The sequence below is a fragment of the Curtobacterium sp. PhB137 genome, assembly GCF_003814955.1.
Lineage (GTDB): Bacteria > Actinomycetota > Actinomycetes > Actinomycetales > Microbacteriaceae > Curtobacterium.
The window spans coordinates 979,164-1,001,810 of sequence record NZ_RKQO01000004.1 but is presented as its reverse complement, the minus strand read 5'-3'; the positions used below and the strand labels follow the sequence as shown (position 1 = coordinate 1,001,810).

General features: G+C 70.7%; 20 protein-coding genes. 8 read left to right on the top strand and 12 right to left on the bottom strand.

Annotated features, from left to right (window positions below):
• Positions 1-131 precede the first annotated feature (131 nt).
• Together EDF28_RS05235 and EDF28_RS05230 are read left to right on the top strand one after the other, a co-directional pair.
• On the top strand, positions 132-1,067 hold the full coding sequence (locus EDF28_RS05235; protein WP_123937400.1) for a carbohydrate ABC transporter permease: 936 nt from the start codon (positions 132-134) through the stop codon (positions 1,065-1,067).
• Positions 1,064-4,108 carry a glycoside hydrolase family 2 TIM barrel-domain containing protein gene (locus EDF28_RS05230; protein ID WP_123937399.1) on the top strand — a complete coding sequence of 1,015 codons (3,045 nt, stop codon included), beginning with the start codon at positions 1,064-1,066 and terminating at the stop codon, positions 4,106-4,108. The genes EDF28_RS05235 and EDF28_RS05230 overlap by 4 nt, the downstream gene beginning before the upstream one ends.
• Before the next feature lie 118 nt (positions 4,109-4,226).
• Here EDF28_RS05230 and EDF28_RS05225 read toward each other — a convergent pair whose 3' ends face one another.
• Positions 4,227-4,652 carry a DUF3151 family protein gene (locus tag EDF28_RS05225; RefSeq protein ID WP_123937398.1) on the bottom strand — a complete coding sequence of 142 codons (426 nt, stop codon included), beginning with the start codon at positions 4,650-4,652 and terminating at the stop codon, positions 4,227-4,229.
• Between the two features lie 273 nt (positions 4,653-4,925).
• Between EDF28_RS05225 and EDF28_RS05220 the strand changes: the two genes are divergently transcribed.
• A complete protein-coding gene (locus EDF28_RS05220; RefSeq protein WP_123937397.1) occupies positions 4,926-6,497 on the top strand; it encodes an ABC-F family ATP-binding cassette domain-containing protein in 1,572 nt (523 codons plus the stop codon).
• Between the two features lie 7 nt (positions 6,498-6,504).
• On the opposite strand, the gene EDF28_RS05215 is transcribed toward EDF28_RS05220, so the two are convergent.
• From EDF28_RS05215 to EDF28_RS05170, 11 genes are all read right to left on the bottom strand, one after another.
• A complete protein-coding gene (locus EDF28_RS05215) occupies positions 6,505-7,200 on the bottom strand; it encodes an SDR family oxidoreductase (protein WP_123937396.1) in 696 nt (231 codons plus the stop codon).
• 10 nt (positions 7,201-7,210) lie between these two features.
• On the bottom strand, positions 7,211-7,702 hold the full coding sequence (locus tag EDF28_RS05210) for a VTT domain-containing protein (RefSeq protein ID WP_123937395.1): 492 nt from the start codon (positions 7,700-7,702) through the stop codon (positions 7,211-7,213).
• 302 nt (positions 7,703-8,004) lie between these two features.
• Positions 8,005-9,036 carry a YihY/virulence factor BrkB family protein gene (locus EDF28_RS05205; protein ID WP_123937394.1) on the bottom strand — a complete coding sequence of 344 codons (1,032 nt, stop codon included), beginning with the start codon at positions 9,034-9,036 and terminating at the stop codon, positions 8,005-8,007.
• Positions 9,037-9,040: 4 nt separating this feature from the next.
• Positions 9,041-9,556 carry a hypothetical protein gene (locus EDF28_RS05200; protein ID WP_123937393.1) on the bottom strand — a complete coding sequence of 172 codons (516 nt, stop codon included), beginning with the start codon at positions 9,554-9,556 and terminating at the stop codon, positions 9,041-9,043.
• Positions 9,557-9,714: 158 nt separating this feature from the next.
• Positions 9,715-10,758 (bottom strand): Gfo/Idh/MocA family protein, encoded by a 1,044-nt coding sequence (locus tag EDF28_RS05195; RefSeq protein ID WP_123937392.1) that lies wholly within the window; start codon positions 10,756-10,758, stop codon positions 9,715-9,717.
• Positions 10,759-10,972: 214 nt separating this feature from the next.
• A complete protein-coding gene (locus EDF28_RS05190) occupies positions 10,973-11,914 on the bottom strand; it encodes a prenyltransferase (RefSeq protein ID WP_123937391.1) in 942 nt (313 codons plus the stop codon).
• Positions 11,911-12,327, bottom strand: coding sequence for a lycopene cyclase domain-containing protein (locus EDF28_RS05185; RefSeq protein WP_165901151.1), 417 nt, complete (start codon positions 12,325-12,327; stop codon positions 11,911-11,913). Before EDF28_RS05185 ends, EDF28_RS05190 begins: the two co-directional genes overlap by 4 nt.
• Positions 12,324-12,656, bottom strand: coding sequence for a lycopene cyclase domain-containing protein (locus tag EDF28_RS05180; RefSeq protein ID WP_111085416.1), 333 nt, complete (start codon positions 12,654-12,656; stop codon positions 12,324-12,326). Before EDF28_RS05180 ends, EDF28_RS05185 begins: the two co-directional genes overlap by 4 nt.
• Entirely contained in the window at positions 12,656-14,296 is a 1,641-nt protein-coding gene (gene crtI / locus EDF28_RS19150) for a phytoene desaturase family protein (protein WP_260154539.1), read from the bottom strand. The genes EDF28_RS05180 and crtI overlap by 1 nt, the downstream gene beginning before the upstream one ends.
• Positions 14,293-15,231 (bottom strand): squalene/phytoene synthase family protein, encoded by a 939-nt coding sequence (locus EDF28_RS19145; protein WP_260154538.1) that lies wholly within the window; start codon positions 15,229-15,231, stop codon positions 14,293-14,295. The genes crtI and EDF28_RS19145 overlap by 4 nt, the downstream gene beginning before the upstream one ends.
• Positions 15,228-16,286: a polyprenyl synthetase family protein gene (locus EDF28_RS05170; protein WP_123340003.1), complete on the bottom strand. Its 1,059-nt coding sequence runs from the start codon at positions 16,284-16,286 to the stop codon at positions 15,228-15,230. The genes EDF28_RS19145 and EDF28_RS05170 overlap by 4 nt, the downstream gene beginning before the upstream one ends.
• Positions 16,287-16,307: 21 nt before the next feature.
• Here EDF28_RS05170 and idi point away from each other — a divergent pair, with 21 nt between their 5' ends.
• The 5 genes from idi to mmsB all read left to right on the top strand — a co-directional run bounded on the left by idi (position 16,308) and on the right by mmsB (position 22,624).
• On the top strand, positions 16,308-16,850 hold the full coding sequence (gene idi, locus EDF28_RS05165; RefSeq protein ID WP_111085474.1) for an isopentenyl-diphosphate Delta-isomerase: 543 nt from the start codon (positions 16,308-16,310) through the stop codon (positions 16,848-16,850).
• 337 nt (positions 16,851-17,187) lie between these two features.
• Positions 17,188-18,252 (top strand): magnesium and cobalt transport protein CorA, encoded by a 1,065-nt coding sequence (locus tag EDF28_RS05160; RefSeq protein WP_123937389.1) that lies wholly within the window; start codon positions 17,188-17,190, stop codon positions 18,250-18,252.
• A gap of 172 nt (positions 18,253-18,424) precedes the next feature.
• Positions 18,425-19,444 carry a LacI family DNA-binding transcriptional regulator gene (locus tag EDF28_RS05155; RefSeq protein WP_123293492.1) on the top strand — a complete coding sequence of 340 codons (1,020 nt, stop codon included), beginning with the start codon at positions 18,425-18,427 and terminating at the stop codon, positions 19,442-19,444.
• Positions 19,445-19,811: 367 nt separating this feature from the next.
• Positions 19,812-21,335, top strand: a complete 1,524-nt coding sequence (mmsA, locus tag EDF28_RS05150; protein WP_123293834.1) for a multiple monosaccharide ABC transporter ATP-binding protein — start codon at positions 19,812-19,814, stop codon at positions 21,333-21,335.
• Positions 21,332-22,624: a multiple monosaccharide ABC transporter permease gene (gene mmsB, locus EDF28_RS05145; RefSeq protein WP_123293491.1), complete on the top strand. Its 1,293-nt coding sequence runs from the start codon at positions 21,332-21,334 to the stop codon at positions 22,622-22,624. Before mmsA ends, mmsB begins: the two co-directional genes overlap by 4 nt.
• Positions 22,625-22,647: the final 23 nt, after the last annotated feature.

Here is a 22,647-nt window from a genome sequence, read left to right as displayed (position 1 = left end):
AAGCGTGACGGCCTGGAGGCCCGCACCGCGCTCCAGACGCGCGCTGCGGCGGGCAGCACCGGTACTTCCCAAGCCGCACCGGGCCTCCAGGCCAGGTCCGGTCTGCAGAACGGAACGAAGGGGGCGGACGCATGACCAGCGAAGCCATCGAAGCGCCGGCCACGGCGAAGACCGCCGTCCCCGTGGACACCACGTCGATCTCGGCGCACCAGCGCCGCAAGCTCGACCGGTCTCCCCGCTCGCAGATCGTCGTGACGGGCATCCTCGTCATCGTCGCGCTGTACTTCCTCGTCCCGCTGTACTGGGTGGTCATCGCCGCGACGAAGACGACCGGCGCGCTGTTCTCGACGAACGGGTTCTGGTTCGGCGGCGACTTCGCACTGTGGAGCAACCTGCAGCAGGTGTTCACGTACGACGGCGGCATCTTCGTCCGGTGGATCGCGAACAGCATCCTGTACTCCGGCGTCGGTGCGGTCCTGGCGACCTACTTCGCCGCGGCCGGCGGGTACGCGCTGGCGAAGTACGACTTCAAGGGTCGGCAGTTCGTGTTCGGCACGATCCTCGGCGGCGTGCTCGTGCCGGGGACCGCGACGGCGCTGCCGCTGTTCCTGCTGTTCTCGACCCTCGGCCTGACCGACACGTACTGGAGCGTGCTCATCCCGAGCCTCGTCTCCCCGTTCGGCCTGTTCCTGTGCCGGGTGTACGCGGCGGCGTCGGTGGACACCACGCTGCTCGAACAGGCACGCATCGACGGTGCCAGCGAACTGCGGATCTTCCACACCGTCGTGCTCCGCCAGATGACCCCGGCCCTGGTGACCGTGTTCCTGTTCCAGGTCGTCGGCATCTGGAACAACTTCTTCCTGCCGCTCATCATGCTGGCAGACCAGAAGCTGTACCCGATCACACTGGGGTTGAACAACTGGCGCTCGCAGGTCGACCGCCTGCCGGAGTTCTACCAGCTCACCACCGGCGGGGTGCTCGTCTCGGTCATCCCGCTCGTCATCGCCATCATCGTCCTGCAGCGCTTCTGGCGCGGGGGCCTCACGGAAGGATCGGTCAAGGGTTGACCAACTCCGCACTCGACGACCTCCACTCGACCTCGCCGGGTTCGGCATCACGGCTCCCTCCGCGGGCCGCGCTCCACACCGACGCACCCTCGCTGTCACTGAACGGCGACTGGCGCTTCCGGTGGTCGCCGGTCGCATCGGTGTCCGACGCGTTCGCGACCGACGCCGCCGTGGAGGACGACCCCGCGTGGGGCGAGCTCCCGGTGCCGTCGCACTGGGTGCTGCACGGGCACGGGTCGCCGAGCTACACGAACCTGCAGTACCCGTTCCCGATCGACCCGCCACACCCGCCGGACGAGAACCCCACCGGCGATCACCGGCGCACGTTCGAGCTGCCGGCGTCGTTCGCGGCCGCCGGTCGGGTGCTGCTGCGGTTCGACGGGGTCGAGTCGCACTTCCGGGTGTGGCTGAACGGCACGCTCGTGGGCTGGTCGACCGGGTCCCGCCTGGCGACCGAGTTCGACGTCACGCAGCTGCTCCGTCCGGGGTCGAACGACCTGGCCGTGCGGGTGCACCAGTGGTCGGCGGCCTCGTACCTCGAGGACCAGGACCAGTGGTGGCTGCCGGGGATCTTCCGCGACGTCACGCTGCTCGCCCGTCCGACGGCGCCGATCGACGACGTGTTCGTCAGGGCTTCCTGGGCGCCCACGTTGGGCAGTGCCGCGACGGCCGGGACCGCTGCGTCCGGACGCCCGGCGACCGGCAGCGGGACCATCACGTTCCCGACGCTGGACGCTGGATTCCCGGTGCGGTTCGCGGTGCCCGACCTCGGCGTCGACGTGACGTGGGCGACGGCCGACGAGGTCGTGCCGATCGAGGTCGAGGGCGTCGAGCCGTGGAGCGCGGAGCTGCCGAAGCTGTACGACGCCACGCTGTCGACCGGCACGGACGCCGGCGGTGCCGCCGGTGGCGAGACCGTCTCGTTGCGGCTCGGCTTCCGCACCGTGTCGATCGAGGGCGACCGGTTCCTGGTCAACGGTGAGCGCGTGGTGTTCCACGGCGTGAACCGGCACGAGACCCACCCCGTGCGCGGCCGGGTCTTCGACGAGGAGCACGCCCGCGCGGACATGGCGCTCATGAAGCGGAACAACGTCAACGCGATCCGCACCTCGCACTACCCGCCGCACCCCCGCGTGCTGGACCTGGCCGACGAGCTCGGCTTCTGGGTGATCCTGGAGACCGACCTCGAGACCCACGGGTTCATCTTCACCGGCTGGGTCGGCAACCCGTCGGACGACCCGGCCTGGGCGGACGCCTACCTCGACCGCGTCGCACGGACCGTCGAGCGGGACAAGAACCACCCGTCCATCGTGATGTGGTCGCTCGGCAACGAGTCCGGCACCGGCCGGAACCTGGCGGCGATGTCGCAGTGGGTGCACGACCGCGACGCCGAGCGGCCCGTGCACTACGAGGGCGACTACACGGGCGAGTACACCGACGTGTACTCGCGGATGTACCCGTCGCTGCAGGAGACCGAGTCCATCGGCGGCGGCACCCCGACGCCCCTGCTCGGCTGCGGCCCGGCCGAGGCCGCACGGCAACGCTCGAAGCCGTTCATCCACTGCGAGTACGTCCACGCGATGGGCAACGGCCCCGGCCAGATCGCCGAGTACGAGGCCCTGGTCGACCGGTACCCGCGCCTGCACGGCGGGTTCGTGTGGGAGTGGCGCGACCACGGGCTCCTGGCGCAGACGGCGTCCGGCCAGGACTACTACGCCTACGGCGGCGACTTCCACGAGGTCGTGCACGACGGCAACTTCGTGATGGACGGCCTGGTGCTGCCCGACGACTCCCCGACGCCCGGGCTCGCCGAGTTCGCCGCCGTCGTCGCCCCGATCCGCCTGGCGGTGTCGGAGACCACGATCCTGGTCGAGAACCGGTACCACTCGGCCTCGACCGCCGGGCTGCGGTTCTGCTGGACCCTGTCGCGGAACGGCGTTGTCGAGGCCTCCGGTCGGTTCGCCGCCGGTGTGGTGGCCGCCCGCGAGTCGGCGACCGTCCCGGTGCCGACCGAGGTGCTCGACGCGGCCACGGCCGAACTCACACCCGGCGACGAGCTCTGGCTCGACCTGACCGCCGAACTGGCGGGCCCGACCGCGTGGGCGGACACCGGCCACGTCGTCGCACGCACCCAGCGGCTCGTCGCGAGCCGTGTGGCGGACGCACCACGGGCCTCCCGGCAGGGGTGGGACGGCGACCGTCTCGGCGACGGGACGTTCTCGGACCGCGGCGACCTGGTGTCCTGGAAGGGACACGAGGTCGCAGGACCCCGCCTGGAACTCTGGCGCGCCCCGACCGACAACGACCGCTTGGCGTCGCAGGGCGGCTACGAGACGGCGGACCCGGTGCTGACGCACGGTGTCGGTGACCCGGACGCTCCCCCGTCGGCCTCGCGCTGGCGAGACCGTGGACTGGACCGGCTGACCCACCGCCTGGTGTCGGTGGCACGGACCGACTCCGGCCTGGAACAGCGGGTGCGGGTGGCGGCGGCGAACAGCGGGTGGGGCCTCGAGGTCACGCACCGCTGGACCCTGACGTCCGACGGGCTGGTGCTGCAGACCGACGCGGTACCGTTCGGGGCGTGGGACGTCACCTGGCCGCGGATCGGGGTGCGGTTCGACCTGCCGGCCGGGTTGGCCGACGAGACGGCCACGTGGTTCGGCACCGGGCCGCTCGAGTCCTACGCCGACTCGTCGCACGCAGCCCGGGTCGGTCGGTTCACCGCTCCGGTGCGGTCGCTCGGGGTCGAGTACTCGCGGCCGCAGGAGACCGGGCACCGGCCTGCTCTGCGCTCGTTGTCCGTGGGGCCGTTCACGGTGTCGACCGTGGGATCGCACCGTGCGGGCTTCACCCTGTCGCCGTGGACCGCGCAGCAGATCGACCGCGCCGAGCACCCGTACGAGCTGCCGACGTCGGACCACCTGTACCTGTACCTCGACGCGGCACAGCACGGGCTCGGCAGCCGGGCGTGCGGCCTCGACGTGCTGCCGGAGCACCAGCTCTGGCCGCAGGCGTTCAGTTGGAGCGTGGTGCTGGCGTAGGGCGGGGCGGGCTGCGTCCGACTCGTCCGCGCCCCGCTGCCGTCGTCGCGCCCCGGCTCTTCGGGGCGCGACGACGATCACGGGGCGCGATCTGTCGACTGCGCCGCGACCGCGCTGCCTACGCGTCGGCGGACAGGGCGCGCAGTGCCTCGGGGTCGCTCGCGTTCAGGAAGTCGGTCAGGCGCTCGGGCTCGCCGGGCTCGTCGATCGCCTCGGCCGCACGGCGCAGCGCGAGCAGCGCACGGAGCACGCCCCGGTTCGGCTCGTGCGCCCACGGCACCGGACCGGCACCGCGCCAGCCGGCCTTGCGCAGGGCGTCGAGCCCGCGGTGGTACCCGACGCGGGCGTAGGCGTACGACTCGAGCGCCGCGCCACGCTCCCAGGCCTCGTCGGCGAGCAGGGCCCACGCCAGGCTCGACGACGGGTGCGACACCACCACGCTGGCGACGGGGGCGTCGGCGGCGAGTGCCGCGGTCACCTCGGGTTCAGCGGGCAGCAGGGTCTCAGGGTTCGTCGACGGGTTCGGCAACAGGTTCTCCGGCATGCCCCCAGCCTGTCATCCCTTGCGCGTCCCCGTGGCCGGGATTACCGTGGGAGGCACCTCGTCGTCATCACGAGGCCCCCGGGGCGGGAGACCGACCGGCGGCACGGATGGCGGACACGGGGGTCCCCGACGGAAGAAGACGGATTGCTGTCGATCACCGGTTCTGCTCAGCCCACGCGCTGACACCGTGATCGCGCGCCCCCGTCGGGCGCTCCACCGCACAGCGGTGGGTTCGGTGTCGTGCGCCCAGCATCGACACCGGGAGGCATCCCCATGCCCAGCAGTCCATCCGTCGTCCTGCACGACGTCACCTTCGCCTGGCCCGACGGCACCGTCGCCCTCGACCACCTCACCGCCGCCTTCGGGCGTGGCCGTACCGGCCTGGTCGGGAGGAACGGGGCCGGCAAGTCCACGCTGGTCCGGCTCGCGACCGGCCGACTCCACCCCACGTCGGGCACCATCTCGACGTCCGGCCCCGTCGACCACCTGCCGCAGCGCCTCGCAACGGGGACCGACGACGCCGTCGCCGACCTGCTCGGCATCCGGTCGACGCTCACCGCGCTCCGGGCCGTCCTGTCCGGTGACGCGTCGCCCGAGCACTTCGAGGCGGTCGGCGACGACTGGGACCTCGAGGAACGGGCCGCCGCCGCGATCGCGAGCGTCGGACTCGACGGCGCCGACCTGGAACGCCCGGTGTCGACGCTGTCGGGCGGGCAGTCCGTGCTCGTCGCCGTCGCCGGGGTGCGGTTGCGCGGTCGTCCGATCGCGTTCCTCGACGAGCCGACGAACAACCTGGACCGTCGGGCACGAGGGCTCCTGCTCGACCTGGTCGACGACTGGCGTGGCACCCTCGTGGTGGTCAGTCACGACCGGGAGCTCCTCGAGCACGTCGACGAGACGTGCGAGCTCCGCGCCGGTGCGATGACCGTGTTCGGCGGGACGTTCAGTGCGTTCGAGGAGCACGTGGCCGTGCAGCAGGCGGCCGTCGAACGGGAGGTCCGGGTCGCCGAACAGCGACACCGCACCGAGAAGCGGCAGCGCATCGAGGCCGAGACGAAGATCGCCCGGCGAGCGCGCGCCGGGGTGAAAGCCGTCGAGAACATGCCGAAGGGCTACGCGAACGAGCTGCGGAAGAAGGGCGAGCAGACCGCCGGCCGGCTGCGCGTCGGGTACGCGGACGACGAGGCCGCTGCCCTCGAGACGAAGCGGGAGGCACAGCTCCGGCTCCGCGACGACGAGTCCATCCACGTGACCCTGCCCGACCCGGACGTCCCGGCGTCACGGCAGATCGCGACCGTCACGGTGCGTGGACGGGACGTCATCGTGCAGGGGCCGGAGCGGATCGCGGTCACCGGGGACAACGGCGTCGGCAAGTCCACCCTGCTCGAACAGCTCGTCGGTTCGCCGGAGGCCCGGGAGCACCCGCTGCCCGACACCGGTGCCGTCGCCCACGTCGAGCGGATCGCCTACCTGCCGCAGCGGAAGGACACCCTCGACGACTCCGCCACGGTGCTCGACAACGTGCGACGGGACGCCCCGCACGTCGCCGTCGCCGAGGTCCGGAACCGCCTCGCGAAGTTCCTGGTGCGCGGCGACACCGTCGACCGGCTCGCCGGGGCGCTGTCCGGCGGGGAGCGCTTCCGGGTGGCGTTGGCGAGCCTGGTGCTGGCCGACCCGCCGCCGCAGTTGCTGGTGCTCGACGAGCCGACGAACGACCTCGACCTGACGAGCGTCGACCAGCTCGTCGACGCGCTGCGGGCCTACCGCGGCGCGCTCGTCGTGGTCAGCCACGACGAGACGTTCCTCGACCGACTCGAGCTCGACGCGCGCATCGAGCTGTCGTAGCCCGCTGTCAGCGCCGTCGGGTCGGTCGGATCGCGAGCGACTCGACGGTGCCGCGCTCCGGCAGGTCGACGACCGTCCGGACGGCGGCGGCCACGTCCTCCGGCGCCAGGTAGTACGCGGTGTCGTAGTCCTCGCCGAGCTTCTCGGTCAGCGCCCGCTGCATGTCCGAGTCCGTCCGGCCCGGGTGCACGCTCGAGACCCGGACGCCGTTCGCCCGTTCTTCTTCGCGCAGGGCATCGGCGAAGGCCCGCAGTGCGAACTTCGACGCCGCGTACACACCACCGCCGGGGCCGGAGTGGAACCCGGAACCGCTGTTGATCGGCACGACGATGCCCCGAGCCGCCCGGAGTGCCGGCAGCGCCACCCGGGTGAGCTCGGCGACCGCGAACAGGTTCGTGGCGAAGACCTGCTCCCACACGGCACGCGGGGTGTCGGCGATGGTCGTGCCCTGCTCGACGCCGGCGGAGTGCACGAGCACGTCGAGCCGGTCGGGCAGCGCCGGCAGGTCCCCCGCGCCGAGGTCGCCGACGAACGGCACGGCGCTCGGCAGCTCGGCGACGAGGGCGTCCACTGCCTCGGCGTTCCGCCCGCCGACGAACACGTGGTGGGTGCGACCGAGGTCGGTCGCGATCGCGCGGCCGATGCCGCGGGTGGCACCGGTCACCAGGGCGACCGGACGGTTCTGGAGCTGTTCTGTCGTCACGTGGGCCAGCCTACGGAAGCCGGGCCGGGCCTCCCGTCCGCGTCCGGGATCTGTGGAGAACCGTCACCGCGACGACCATCGCGACGACCAGGACGGCCACCGCTGCGATGCCCCACGGCGAGCCGGCCAGCGCGGCGACGACCGCCCAGAACACCGCGAGCCCGACGGTGGCGTAGAGGAAGGCCCACGCGACGCACCCCGGCACCATCGCGATCGTGTACCGCCACCACGCCACGCGGGCGAGCCCCGCGGCCGCGTTCATCACCGTCTGCAGCCCGACCACCACGAAGCTCACCGTCACCACCGGCAGGCCCCAGCGTTCGAGGAGCACTGAGCCGCGGCGGACTGCCGGCGACTGCAGCCAGCCGCCCCAGCGGGAGCGCGAGGCACCCGTCACTGCGAGACGCGCGACCCAGTACGTGGCCTGCGCGCGGCAGAACACGATCACGAAGAGCGCGAGGACGAGCTGCCAGAACGGCAGCCCGTCGAGGAAGGCGGGCACGGTCGCACCGTAGCGCGCCGACCACCACGGACGCCTGGAGTAGACGCGCCGCGTGCTCGAGGACCCGGTGGCACATGACAGCCGTCGTTCGCAGTGGGCGCAGATCGCCGACCTCGTGGCGTACACGGTGAACATCCACCTCAATCGGCACCCACGCAACGCGTTCGGATGGGATTGGTACGACCAGCACCTGCGACCCCTGGACCGAAACGGTGCGCCGTTGCACGTGCCCGGAGAAACAGCTAGACCCGCCTGATCCACGAGAGTGGGGCGGGTCCGCTGCACCAGTTTACCGGATTCGGTCAGTCGCCGTCGGCGCCCTGCCGGATCCTGATCCCCTCGAGCACGTCCTGCGCCCGCTTCTCGTCCTGCTTCTCGATCTGGCGGGTGTCGCGCTCGGGGAGCTGGATGTCCTCCTCCGCCCGGATGCCCGCCTGGAGCTGCCGGCCGCGCTCGAGCTCGGCGTCGAACTCGGCACCGAAGAGCAGCGCGTTGTTCGTGATCCAGAGCCACAGCAGGAACACGATGACCCCACCGAGGGAGCCGTACGTGGCGTTGTAGTTCGAGAAGTTGGCGACGTAGAACCCGAAGCCGACGCTCGCGATGATCAGGATGAGGATCGCCAGGATCGACCCACCGCTCACCCACCGGAACTTCGGCTGCTTGACGTTCGGCGCCCAGTAGTAGAGCACCGCGACGACGATGATCGCGACGACGAGCAGGATCGGCCACTGCACGATCAGCAGGACCGTCGCGGCGGCGTCGCCGAGTCCGATGACGTCACCGAAGCTCCGGGCGAGCGGGCCCGAGACGAGCACGAGCAGGCCGACGACGAGCATGACGACGGTGAACACCGTCACGCCGAGCATGGTCGGGCGGAGCTTCCAGATCGGTCGACCCTCGCGGACGTTGTAGATCCGGTTCATCGCCCGGCCGAAGGCGCCGACGTACCCGGAAGCCGACCAGATCGCGCCGACGATGCCGACCACGAACGTGATGCCGGCGGCGGGCGACCGGACGAGGCCCTCGATCGGCTCCTTCAGCAGGTTGACGACGCTCTGCGACCCGACGTTGCCGATGATCGTCAGCAGGGAGTCGATGGTCTGCTGCGGGTCGGACACGAGGCCCAGGATCGAGACGATCGCCAGCAGCCCGGGGAAGAGCGCGAGGACCGTGTAGTACGTCAGGCTCGCGGCGAGGTCGGTGCACTGGTCGCTGGAGAACTCACGCAGGGTCTTCTTCAGCGTGTAGACGAGCGTCGGCTTGTTCAGGTCGGTCGGGCTGTCGGGCTTCCGGGAGTCGTCCGGGTCCGGCTTCTGCTGCTCCTGCGCCATCGGACTACCCCCGCGCCTTCAGGGCCTGCTTCGACCGCTTCACGGCGGCCTTGCGGTTCTTGTTCGCCCGTCGCTGCACCGCGGCGATGCCCGTCTGCTGCTTCACGCGGGCCTTGTGCGCCGGGTCACGGTCCAGCGCCTGCTCGGCGGCCTTCGCCCGGGCCTTCCGACCCTTGCGGCCGGACTGCGCCTGCTCCGCCGCCGAGGGGCCGTCGCCGCGCGCGCCGAACGGCAGCAACGCGGTGAAGGCCGAACTCGCCGGTGGCGTTGCCAGGTGCCCGGCGGGGCGGTTGCGCAGCGCGATGCCGAGGACGATCGCCGCGACACCGGTCAGCCCGGTGATGCCCATCGCGACGAGCGGGGTCGGGTCACGGTGCCAGCGCTGTCGGGTCTTCGCGGCTGCGAGCCGTGCCCGCGCCGGGAGGTTCGCACGGCGCTTGAGCTCGGTGACGGTGTCGGTCATGCGCTCACGCGTGCGGACGTTCGCGAGTTCGAGCTCGGGGAGACTGTCCTTGGCCATTCCCCAGTTTCTACACGGCCGGGCCGGGGGCGCGCCCAGATGGCCGCGGTGCGGCCACCTGGTCGGTGTCGCTCCCGGGGCAGTGGACGCGGACCCCAGGGCGGACGGGAGGCCCGTGGCAGGCCCGCCACGGGCCTCCCGTCCGCCGGTCACGGCGTTCAGGACGGCACGACGACGTCCTCGGGTTGGCCGCTGGCAGCCGAACGACCAGCTGCCTCCATGAGTGCGAGGCTGCGCAGGTTGTCGCGGCCGCTCGTCGCCGGCGCCGGACCGCCCTCGACCGAACGGGCGAAGGCCTGCAGCCCGCCCTGGCGGTCGGTGTGCTCGAGCACGGGCAGCTCGACGGGCTCGGCCTCGTCGTCCTGGGTGCGGCGGAGGGTGGCCACGTCGCCGTCGACCGCGTTCGGCGCTCCGTCGCGGCTGGTGAACCAGAGTTCGCCGTCCTCGCCCTGGATGCTCCACTCGCCGGCCCACGCCGTGCGGGGGCCGCGGCTCAGCCAGCTGCCGCGGTAGCTGACGACCAGCCCACCGTCGAGCTCGATGAGCATCGAGGCGATGGCCTCGTCCTGGTACTTGCTGTACGACGGGAAGGTCGCCTTGGCGAAGACCCGGACGGCCTCTTGTCCGGTGACCATCCGGAGCAGGTCGAAGTGGTGGATGGCCATGTCGTTGATCATGGCGTGGGGGAACTTGTAGTGCGGGTGTTCCTCGAACGCCAGGTCGTTGTCCCACTGCCGGAAGTCGATGTTGATCGCGGAGAGCTCGCCCACGGCGTTCGCAGCGAGCAGGTCCTGCACGGCGCGCGGTGCCGGGTACCAGCGGTAGTTCTGGCTGACCTGCAGCACGAGGCCGAGCTCCTCGGCACGGCGCACGGCGGTGACGGCCTCGTCCGTGGTGTTGGCGAACGGCTTCTCGACCAGGACGTGCTTGCCGGCGTCCAGGGCCTCGAGCGCGAGCGGCACGTGGGTGACGGCGGGGGCGGTGATGACGACGGCGTCGGCCTCGACCCCGGCGAGCGCCTCGGTGAGGGACGCGAACGCGGCGGACGCGGGCAGCCCGAGGTCCTGCTGCACGGCGGTCAGCGTCGCCGGCACCGGGTCGACGATCCCGACCACCTCCACTTCGGAGACCTCTGGGATGGCGGTGCGGGCCCAGTTGCCGCCCCACCCTCCGAGACCGACGTGGATGATCCGGACCGTCATGCGTGCACTCCTTCGTGGCTGCGGCGTCACGACTCCCGTGACGCGTCCGTCCAGTCTGTCAGTGCTGCGCGCGCCGGGCGGCGAGGTTCCACGACATGCCGCGTGCGCGGCGCCGAGGTTCCACGGATCGCGCCGGGCGACGTCGAGATGCCGAGATTTCGGAACCTCGACGAGACGCCGACGGGACCGGCGGGACGGGACGCGACCCGCGCGCTCAGTGGGTGAAGGCGTAGGCGATGAGCGCCATCGTCACGATGAACCCGGCCAGGTAGTTGATCCAGAGGAACCGCTTCCACCCCGCGTTCGCGGCCTCGGCGCCCTGGTCCGTGATGTTCCACCACGGCAGCACGTTGAGCGCGTACGGGATCACGACGACGGCGGCGATCGGCCCGGGGAACGCCGAGAACAGCAGCGCGACGCCGGCGACCAGGTACGCGACGAACGCGAGTCGCACGGTCGCCCGCGCACCGATGACGGTCGCGACGGACCCGATGCCGCCGGCCCGGTCGGCCAGGACGTCCTGCACCGCGCCGAACGCGTGCGAGGCGACCCCCCACAGGAAGAACGCGATGCAGACGGCGACGAGCTGGCCAGTCCAGTGCGGTCCGGCGAGCGCCAGGCCGTAGATCGCGGGCGAGACGAAGTGGGTCGACGAGGTCAGGGAGTCGAGGAACGGCTTCTCCTTGAACCGCAGCCCCGGCGCCGAGTACGCGATGACGGCGAACACGCTGATCGCGAGGACGAGCCACGACCACGGCCCGTTCCCGCTCACCGCCCCGAGCACGACGAGCGCGACCAGGAACGGCACGTTCGTGACGACGACGGCCCAGAGCGTGGTGCGGTGGACGCTCTTGTCGAGCAGCGCCCCCTCGACGCCGCCCTTGCGCGGGTTGCGCAGGTCGGACTCGTAGTCGAAGACGTCGTTGATGCCGTACATCGCCAGGTTGTAGGGCACCAGGAAGTACACGACGCCGACCAGGAACGCGACGAGCGAGAACCCGCCGCCGCCGCTGCTGTCGTCAACGCTGACGCCGACCCCGCTGCCGAGCAGGTACGCGGCACCGAACGGGTAGGCGGTGTTCACCCAGCTGATCGGACGCGACGAGACGAACAGGGCGCGCAGGGTCGACGGCCTGGAGGCGGTGCTGGCGTTCACGGGGTGTCCTCCGGTGGTGCGGTGGTCGGGTCGGGCGCGGGGCGCGCGGCGGCCGGGTCGCGCGGGCCCGTCCGGTCGAACAGGACCCACAGGCTCGGCAGCAGCACGATCGCCGCCATCGCGTACGCGAGGTCCTCGACCGGGATCGCCCCGATCTTCGCGCCGCTGATGAGCGAGGGGTCGTAGGCGACGATGCGCAGGGTCACGATGACGTTGTCGAACACGATCGTCATCACGAGCAGCGCGATCCCGGCGACGAGCGACGTGACCAGTGCGACCCGGCGGCCGGGCCCCGGTGCGCGTCCCGCCGCTCGTGCACGGCGCGCGGCCACGATGCCGGCGACGACCGCCACCACCGCCACGACGGCGAAGAACGGCAGGGCCAGGAGGGCGTACGCGCCGGAGCCGGTCACGGGCGCCGCCGTCCGAGCGACCGCTGCACGACGGGCCGGACGAAGCCGACCAGGTCCATCGTCGAGTAGCAGAGCAGCAGCAGGAAGAAGAGCTCCTCGAGCGGGACCTCGGGGGCGAGGAGCACCCCGGTCAGCAGGTGCTGCGGGCCGATGAAGAAGATGCCGTACGCGACCCCGGCGACGTCCCACACCATGAAGAACGCGACACCGACGACCATCACCGCAGCCGCACGCCACGGTGCTCGCCAGAAGAACAGCCGGAAGCGGGCGTCGAGCACGGTCATGCCGATCAGCGACACGACCAGGCCGGCGAGGTACAGCCCGGGCATCAGACGGTGCCGGCCTGGTTCCGCGGGGTGCCGAGCGGCGTCGGCAGCGGTTCGGTGCTCGTGTCACCGTGGATCCGCTTGAGCAGGACCTCGGCGCTGATCAGGCACATCGGCAGACCGATGCCCGGGATCGTGGACGCCCCGGCGTAGTACAGCCCCTCGACCTTGGCCGACGCGTTCTTCTCGCGGAAGAACGCACTCTGCTTGAGCGTGTGCGCGGGGCCGAGCATCGACCCGTTCCACGCGTTGAGGTCGTCGGCGAAGTCGCGCGGTCCGATCGTCCGGCGGACCCGGATGCGGTCCCGCAGGTCGGGGACGCCCGAACGCTCGGCGACGACGTCGATGGCACGGTCGGCGATCTGCTCGACCTCGTAGTCGCCGGCGCCGTCGATCCCGCCCTTGCCGATGGACAGGTCGGCGGGCAGCGGCACCAGGATGAAGAGGTTGCTCGAGCCGCGGGGCGCGACGGACGGATCGGTCTCGGACGGCGCGCAGACGTAGATCGACGCGGGGTCGGGGACGTGCCGGTCCTTGCCGAAGATCGCGCCGAAGTTCGCCTTCCAGTCCTCGGTGAACACCAGGGTGTGGTGCAGCAGGCCGGGCGTCGGTCCGTCGATACCGAGGTAGACGAGCACCGCGCTCGGTCCGGGGTCGCGGGTCTTCCAGTGCTCGGCGCCGTGGGTGCGGTGCTCGCGGTCGAGCAGCTGCATCTCGGTGTGCTGCAGGTCGGCGGCGCTCACGACCAGGTCGGCCGGTGCGGTGTGCTGCACGCCGTCGCGGTCGCGGTGCACGACCCCGGTGGCGACGCCGTCCTCGACGACGATCCGTTCGACCTTCGCGCCGGCGATGATCTTCGCGCCCTCGGCACGGGCAACCCGCTCGACCGCGGCGATCACCTCGGTGATGCCACCCTTCGGGTAGAGCACCCCGTCGGCGAGGTCGAGGTGGCTCATCAGGTGGTACATGCTCGGTGCGGCGTACGGGCTCGTGCCCAGGAAGACCGCGGGGTAGCCCAGGATCTGCCAGAGCCGCCGGTCCTTGACCGCCGAGGCAGCGCGGGACGACAGTGGCTGCAGCAGGAGCCGGGCGAGCTTCGGCAGGCGACGGAGCACGTCGGGGGCGGCGAGCTTCGTGAGGTCCTGGAACGTCGTGTACAGGAACCGGCGGATCGCCATCGCGTAGGTGTCCTCGGCCGAGGCGAGGTACTTCCGGATCCGCTTGCCGGCTCCGGGCTCGACGGACTCGAACAGTGCGATGTTCGCCTCGGCGTCGGCGCGCAGGTCGATCGGCTCGTCGTTGCCCTCGCTGTAGACGCGGTACCCGGGGTCGAGCTTCACGAGGTCGAGTTCGGCGTCGGCCGAGGTGCCGAGCAGCTGGAAGAAGTGGTCGAACACCTCGGGCATGAGGTACCACGACGGCCCGGTGTCGAACCGGAAGCCGTCGCGCTCCCACGAACCGGCACGGCCGCCGAGCTGCGACCGCTGCTCGAGCACGGTCACGGCGAAGCCGTCCCGCGCGAGCAGCGCCGCGGACGCCAGTCCGCTGATGCCGCCGCCGATCACGACGGCGCGTCGGGCGGGCACCTTGCGCCGGGTGGTGGTGGCGACGGCCGTCGGACGGGAGGCGCGGGGCGGGGTCATGACGTGCCTCCTGGCCGACGGGTGGCCACCTTCGACCGCACGGGGGCGCGTCCGGCGAGCACCTGTGCGGCCAGGCGTGCCTTCACCGGGTTCGGGACGCGCACGCGCGTCGTCACCAGGCGCGTCGCCGGTGTGCGGGCGATGCGGTCGTTGAGTTCCTGGAACAGGGCGTGCGCGAGTCCGACGGCGTTCCGGGCGTCGGCCGGCAGCAGCCGGATCGTCCGGGCCGCGTGGTCGAGGTCGGCCTGCACGTCGGCCACCAGGCGCTGCTTCGTGGCCTCGTCGAACGAGCGGATGTCGACCCCCGGGAAGTACGAGCGACCGAGCACCTCGAAGTCGGCGTGCAGGTCACGCAGGAAGTTCACCTTCTGGAACGCGGCGCCGAGCGCACGGGCTCCCGCGACGAGCTCAGCCTGGTCGAAGGTCGGGCGGCCGGCGCGGTACACGAACGCACGCAGGCACATCAGCCCCACGACCTCGGCCGAGCCGTACACGTACGCAGCGAACGAGGCGTCGTCGTGCTCGGTGCGCTCCAGGTCCATCCGCATCGACGCGAAGAACGGCTTGGTGAGCTCCGCGCCGAAGCCCGTGACCCGTGCACTCCGGGCGAACGCGTGCACGACGGGGTTCACCGAGAAACCGAGGGCGATCGCGCGCTCGGTGTCGGCCTCGAGCTCGTCGAGGACCGTCCGTGCCAGGTCGGGGTCGAGCCCCGCCTCGGTCGCGGGACCGTCGACGACCTCGTCGGCGACGCGCACCAGCGCGTAGACGTTGCGGATGTGCTCGCGGGTGTCCTTGGCGAGCAACCGGCTCGCCAGGCCGAACGAGGTCGAGTAGCGGTCGATGACGACGCTCGACGCTGCCTCGGCCGTGGCGTCGTACAGGGGGAGCCGACCGGACGGCGCACTGCCGGTCCGGGTGGTGTCGGTCGTCACCGGGCGCGCTCCACGAGTTCGGTCACGAGGCCCTCCAGGCGGTCGGCGAGGTCGTACGGCAGTCCGGAGAGCTCGGCACGGGCGAGTGCGACGTGGTCGGCGATCCGGGACTCGGCTGCGGCACGGGCGCCGCAGGTGACCAGGGTCGCACGGAGTTCGGCCGCACGGTCCTCGGTCAGGTCCGGGTCACCCAGGTAGGGCGCGATGTCCGGCCAGCAGTCCGTCGTGGCCGCGTACGCGATGAGCATGGTCCGCTTGCCCTCGCGCAGGTCCCCCAGCACGCTCTTGCCGGTGGTCGTCTCGTCGCCGAACACCCCGAGCAGGTCGTCGACGATCTGGTACGCGATGCCGATCTCGCGGCCGAAGGCGCCGAGTGCGGTGACGACGGTCTCGGGCGCGCCGGCGAGCACGGCACCGGACTGCAGCGGCGCCTCGAACGAGTACACGCTCGTCTTCGCCCGTTCCATCGCCAGGACCTCGTCCACCGTCGGCATCACGCCCAGGGCCAGGTCGACGTCGGTCATCTCACCGGCGGCGCTGGCGAACACGGCTTCGTCGAGCAGTTCGAGCAGACGCCCACGACGCTCGCCCGTCACGCCGGAGGACTCGATGAACCGAGGGGCGCCGGAGAGTGCGAGGTCGCCCGCGATCACGGCGGCGCTCATCCCGCGGTGCTCGGCGGTCGGCAGCGGCAGCCCACCGGTGGTGCCGGCGTCGCGGTAGGAGCCCGCGACGTTCGGCTGGCCGCGGCGCGCCCAGTCACGGTCGATGACGTCGTCGTGCACCACCAGCGCGGTGTGCAGGAGTTCGTAGGCCGCGGCGACGTGCGCGGCAGCGTGCACGTCGTCCCCGCCGAGGCCGAGGTACGCGGTCAGGACCATGCGCGGTCGGAAGCGCTTGCCGCCCAGGCTCGCCTTGCGGAGCACCCGCCAGAGTTCCTCGGACGGACGGCCGTAGCGCGCGGCACGAGCCGAGGACACGACGAAGAAGCGCTCGAGACAGTCGTCGACGAGCGCGAGGTCGATGTGCGCCACGGTGGCCGCTTCCTCGCTCATTGGCCTAACCTATCGGTGCAGATGAGCGCTTTCCCGGAAACCGTGGTCCTGCTGGCCGACGACCGTACCCCGATCGGCACAGCGGACAAGTTCACGGTGCACACAGACCACACGCCCCTCCACCTGGCCTTCTCGTGCCACGTCCGCAACACCGACGGGGACGTCCTGGTGACCCGTCGCGCCCTGTCGAAGAAGACGTGGCCCGGTGTCTGGACGAACACGTTCTGCGGGCACCCCGGCCCCGACGAGTCGTTCGAGGACGCCATCGCCCGCCGGGCATCGCGCGAACTCGGCATCACCGTGCGCGACGTCGAGCTCGTGCTGCCGGACTTCCGGTACCGCGCGGTCGACGCCTCGGGGATCGTCGAGAACGAGGTCTGCCCGGTGTTCCGCGCCGTCACCGACGACCTGCCCGCCCCCGCGGACGACGAGGTCGCCGAGTACGCCTGGGTCTCCGAGGACTCGCTGCGGGCCGCCGTCGCCGGTGCGCCGTTCGGCTGGAGCCCCTGGCTGGGCTGGCAGCTGACCGAGCTCGAGGCCGCGGGCCTGCACATCACCCGCTGACCCTGGCGGCCGCCTGGGCCGAGACTCGCGCTCCGCGACACTCCTCGTGCCGGCGAGCACGAGAACCGTCGCCCAGGCCGAGTCTCGGACGAGCGCTTGGCTCCCTCGTGCGTCCGGAGTAGGGTCGGACGTCGGCCACGGTTGTGGCCACGAGGCTGCGCACCGCGGCCGCACGACCAGGAGAAGGGCAGGTGAGGCGCGATGTCGGGTGACCATCCTCGCGCGGGCCGGCAGCCCCTCCCCCTCGCCGCCGCGCCCGTGTCCTAGATCTCCTCCGCCCGCCGCGGTCCGTCCGCGGCATCGCGCCTGCCTGCTCCCGACCACGAGGAGCACGCGCATGGCAATGATCGACAACGCGATCTACGTCGAAGGACGTCGCATCGATTCTCCGTCGACCCTGTCGCTCGGCGCACGCCACGAGGTCGCACGGTGCGACCTGGCGTGGATCGGACTCCTCCGCCCGGACCCGAAGGAACTCGACGCCGTCGCGACCGAGTTCGACCTGCACGAGAATGCGGTGGAGGACGCCCGCAAGGGGCACCAGCGCGCGAAGCTCGAGCGGTACGGCGACACGCTCTTCCTGGTGCTCCGCCCGGCCTGGTTCGACCGCGCCGCGGGCACGGTCGAGTTCGGCGAGGTGCACCTGTTCGTCGGCGACCGGTTCGTGGTGAGCGTCCGGCACGCCGAGCGCCCCGACCTCGCGGCGCTCCGTGCCCAGGTCGAGGCCGACCCCGAGTTCCTGGCGCTGGGCTCCGAGGCCGTGACCGCCGCAGTGCTCGACGAGGTCGTGGACGGCTACGCCCCGGTGGTCGAGGTGCTGCAGGACGGCATCGACGCCATCGAGGACCAGCTCTTCGCCGGGCAGGTCGACCCCGGTGTCTCGAAGCGCATCTACCAGCTGCTCAGCGAGGTGCTGTCCTTCCAGCGCGCCACGAAGCCGGTGCCCGCGATGGTGAAGGGCCTGCTCCGCGGGGCCGACAAGTACCGCGTCGACGACGAGGTGCAGCACCGACTGCGCAACGTGCTCGACCACGCCCTGCGCGTGACGGAGCGGGTGGACTCGTTCCGGTCCCTGCTCGAGAACGCCCTGACACTGCACGCGACCCTGGTGTCGCAGGAGCAGAACGAGGCGATGCGGCGGATGACCAGCGCGAGCCTGGCGCAGGGCGAGGAGAGCCGGCAGCTCGCCCGCGCCGCGCACCGTCAGGGCGAGGAGGTCAAGAAGATCTCGTCGTGGGCGGCGATCCTGTTCGCCCCCGGGCTGATCGCCGGTGTCTACGGGATGAACTTCGACCACATGCCCGAGCTGCACTGGCGGTACGGCTACCCGGTCGCGATCCTCGGCATGCTCGCCCTGATGGGCGTGCTCTGGGCGATCTTCCGCAAGCGCAACTGGCTCTGACGCGCCGCGAGGGCGCAGCGAGGGCGCAGCGAGGCTGCGGCCCGGCACGCCGCCGGGCCGCAGCCTCGAGGACGTTCAGGTGGCGTCGATCCGCTGGACGTGCATAATGATCTGGCCCGGAATGTGAACGTGCACATCGACGTGCCACGGCCCCGGGCGGAAACGAGCAGCAATGGCGTCATCGCGGGCACAGCAACCGCGTTCGCCCAGCATCCGTGACGTCGCACGGATCGCGGGCGTCTCCCACCAGACCGTGTCGCGGGTGCTGAACAACTCCGACGCCATCCGCGACGCCACGCGCGACAAGGTGCTGGCGGCGATGGAGCAGCTGCAGTACCGGCCGAACCGTGCGGCGCGGGCCCTCGTCACGAGCCGGACCCACACGATCGGCGTCCTGACAGCCCGGCGCGCCCACTACGGCCCGGCGGTCGCACTGCAGGCGATCGAGGACGCGGCGATGCTGCGCGGGTACTCGGTGACGACGGCGAACATCGCCGAGGCGACCGACACAGCCGTGCGCGAGGGGCTCGGGCACCTGCTCGACCTGGACGTCGAGGGCATCGTGGTCATCGCACCCCAGCAGCGGGTGTTCGACCTGATCGAGGAACTCGGCATCCGCACGCCGTACGTGACGATGCGGGCCAGTGTCGGCGAGGACCCGACGGCCCTGTGGGTCGACCAGATGGAGGGCGCGAGACTCGCGACCGAGCACCTGCTCGACCTGGGTCACGAGTACATCCGGCACATCGCCGGCCCGCAGGACTGGATCGAGGCGGACGCCCGCATGCAGGGCTTCCTGCGCGCCATGTCGGACCGCGACATGTCCGTCGTCCCGCCGATCCTGGGCGACTGGACGGCGGACTTCGGTTACCACGCCGGCCGCGAACTCCTGCGGTGGCGGGACTGCACGGCGGTGTTCTGCTCGAACGACCAGATGGCCCTGGGCGTCATGCACGCGGCCCGCTCGTACGGGCTCGACGTGCCGGGCGACCTGTCGGTGGTCGGCTACGACGACATCCCCGAGGCGAAGCACTTCTGGCCACCGCTCACCACGGTGCAGGTCGACTTCGCCGAGCTCGGCCGCCGCTGCGTCGACCTGCTCCTGCCCGGCGACGACGAGCTCCTGCGGCCGATCGACATCGTCCCGCAGCTCGTCGTGCGGGCGTCCACGGGAGCCCCGCGCGGTCGTTGACGCACCCACGGTCGATCCGCAGGACGCGGGGCGGGCCGGCACCGTGCCTCCCGTCCGGGGGACGTTCATGCGGGATCACGCAGGCCGTTACGAAAACGCGACCAATCCGAATTGACAGCCGCACCGGGGCTGTGCGTAAATTACCTCCGTCCAGCCGATGTGACCGTTCACATGAGCGTCACACCAGCGGGGCACCGGACGCGACAACGAAGTCCACGCAGGCCACCTGCGCCCTTTCGCTGCCGCAGCAGAACCACCCGAACAACTGCCGCATCGCAGCGGCAGAAGGAGATGCACTGTGGCGTCAACCCCGATCGACACCGGCCTCGAGACCCGGTCGATCACCGCACCCGAGACCATCCTCGAGATGCGCTCGATCACCAAGGAGTTCCCTGGTGTCAAGGCGCTGTCCGAGGTCTCCCTCAACGTCCGTGCCGGCGAGATCCACGCGATCTGCGGCGAGAACGGCGCCGGCAAGTCGACCCTGATGAAGGTCCTGTCGGGCGTCTACCCCTACGGCACCTACGACGGCGAGATCGTCTACGAGGGCGAAGAGGTCCGCTTCAAGGACATCAAGCAGTCCGAGCAGGCCGGCATCGTGATCATCCACCAGGAACTCGCGCTGATCCCGGAGCTCTCGATCACCGAGAACCTGTTCCTCGGCAACGAGCCCGGCAAGTTCGGCGTGATCGACTGGACGAGCGCCCAGCTCCGTGCACAGGACCTGCTCGCCCGCGTCGGCCTGGCCGACGACCCGGACACCCAGATCAAGAACATCGGTGTCGGCAAGCAGCAGCTGGTCGAGATCGCGAAGGCCCTGCACAAGGACGTCAAGCTCCTCATCCTCGACGAGCCGACCGCGGCCCTGAACGAGAACGACTCGCAGCACCTGCTCGACCTGATCGTCGGGCTGAAGGCCAAGGGCATCTCGAGCATCATCATCAGCCACAAGCTCAACGAGATCGAGCAGATCGCCGACGAGATCACGATCATCCGTGACGGCAAGACCATCGAGACGCTGAACGTCAAGGGCGACGGCGTCAACGAGGACCGCATCATCCGCGGCATGGTCGGCCGGTCGCTCGAGAGCCGGTTCCCGGACCGCACCCCGAAGATCGGCGAGACCTTCTTCGAGGTCCGCGACTGGACCGTGCAGCACCCGCTCGACGCCAGCCGCCTGGTCTGCAAGGGCTCGAACTTCCACGTCAAGCGTGGCGAGATCGTCGGCTTCGCGGGTCTGATGGGCGCTGGCCGCACCGAGCTCGCGATGAGCCTGTTCGGTCGCTCCTACGGCACCTGGCTCGGCGGCGAGATCATCAAGGACGGCCACGAGATCAAGGTCACGAACGTCCAGCAGGCGATCCAGAACGGCATGGGCTACGTCTCCGAGGACCGCAAGGCCCTCGGCCTCAACCTGCTCGACACCGTCAAGCGGTCCACCGTCTCCGCCGACCTGCAGAAGATCTCGAAGGGCGGCGTCGTCGACTCCATCGAGGAGTACGACGTCGCCGAGAAGTACCGGAAGATGCTCCGCACCAAGGTGCCGAGCGTCGAGGAGAACGTCGGGAAGCTCTCCGGCGGGAACCAGCAGAAGGTCGTCCTGTCCAAGTGGATGTTCACCGACCCGGACATCCTCATCCTCGACGAACCGACCCGTGGCATCGACGTGGGCGCGAAGTTCGAGATCTACGGCATCATCCAGCAGCTCGCAGCACAGGGGAAGGGCATCATCCTGATCTCCTCCGAGCTCCCCGAACTCCTCGGCCTCTCCGATCGCATCTACACGATCTTCGAGGGCCAGATCACGGCCGACGTCCCCGCGGACCAGGCCGATCCAGAAACGCTCATGCGCAGCATGACCTCCGCGCGGAAGGGCGCTCCCGTCTCATGAACAACCTGAAACTGCTCTTCGGCAAGGGCAACTCGATCGGCCAGTACGGCATGATCATCGCCCTCGTCGCGATCGTCATCTTCTTCTGGTTCACCACGGACGGGCTCATCCTCGAGCCCACCAACGTGATCAACCTGTTCCTGCAGTACTCCTACATCCTCATCCTCGCGCTGGGGATGGTCATGGTGATCATCGCGGGCCACATCGACCTGTCCGTCGGATCGGTGGCGGCGTTCGTCGGCATCATCGTCGCCCAGTCGATGTCGGTCTGGCACTTCCCGGTCTGGCTGGCGATCGTGCTCGGCCTGGTCGTCGGTGCGCTCGTCGGTGCCTGGCAGGGCTTCTGGGTGGCGTTCGTGAAGGTCCCGGCCTTCATCGTGACCCTGGCCGGCCAGCTCATCTTCCGCGGTGCGAACCAGATCATCGGTGCGTCCACCTCGGTCCCGACGCCGGACGGCTACAACACCATCGGCTCCGGCTTCCTCGGTGACTTCGGCCCCGACTTCGGGTTCTCGAACGGCACGCTGCTGATCGGCGCCGTGACCATCGCCGTCCTGATCATCGTCGAGGTCCGCGGTCGTGCCCGTCGCCGCAAGATGCAGGCCGAGGTCCCGCCGCTGTGGGTCTCCGTCGTCCGCACCGGCATCCTGGTCGCCGTCACCCTCGTCGCCACGTACCTGTTCGGCGCTGGCCCGGTCGGCACGTCGATCCCGATCGTCGCGATCATCCTCGGTGTCCTGACCATCGTCTACGGCTTCATCACGAAGAACACGATCTTCGGTCGCCAGGTCTACGCGGTCGGTGGCAACTCCAGCGCCGCCGTCCTGTCCGGCGTCAGCGCCCGCAAGGTGAACTTCTTCGTCATGGCGAACATGTCGGTCCTCGCCGCGATCGCCGGCATGGTGTTCGTCGGCTACTCGAACGCCTCGGGCCCCGCGGACGGCACCGGCTGGGAGCTCGACGCGATCGCCGCCGTGTTCGTCGGTGGCGCAGCGGTCGCCGGTGGCATCGGCACCATCTCCGGCTCCATCATCGGTGGCCTCGTGATGGCGCTGCTGTCGAACGGTCTGCAGCTGATGGGCATCGAGTCCAACAAGGTCCAGATCATCCGTGGTCTCGTGCTCCTCATCGCCGTCGCCTTCGACGTCTACTCGAAGTCGCAGGGCCGCCCGTCGCTCATCGGCGGCATGATGCGGCAGTTCCAGCGCAAGGACGCAGCCGAGGTCCCCGCGGCCCAGCAGCAGCCGCGCTCGATCGAGGACCAGCCCGACAAGATCACCCTCCCCTAGTCCAACCCTTCCCCTCACAGCAC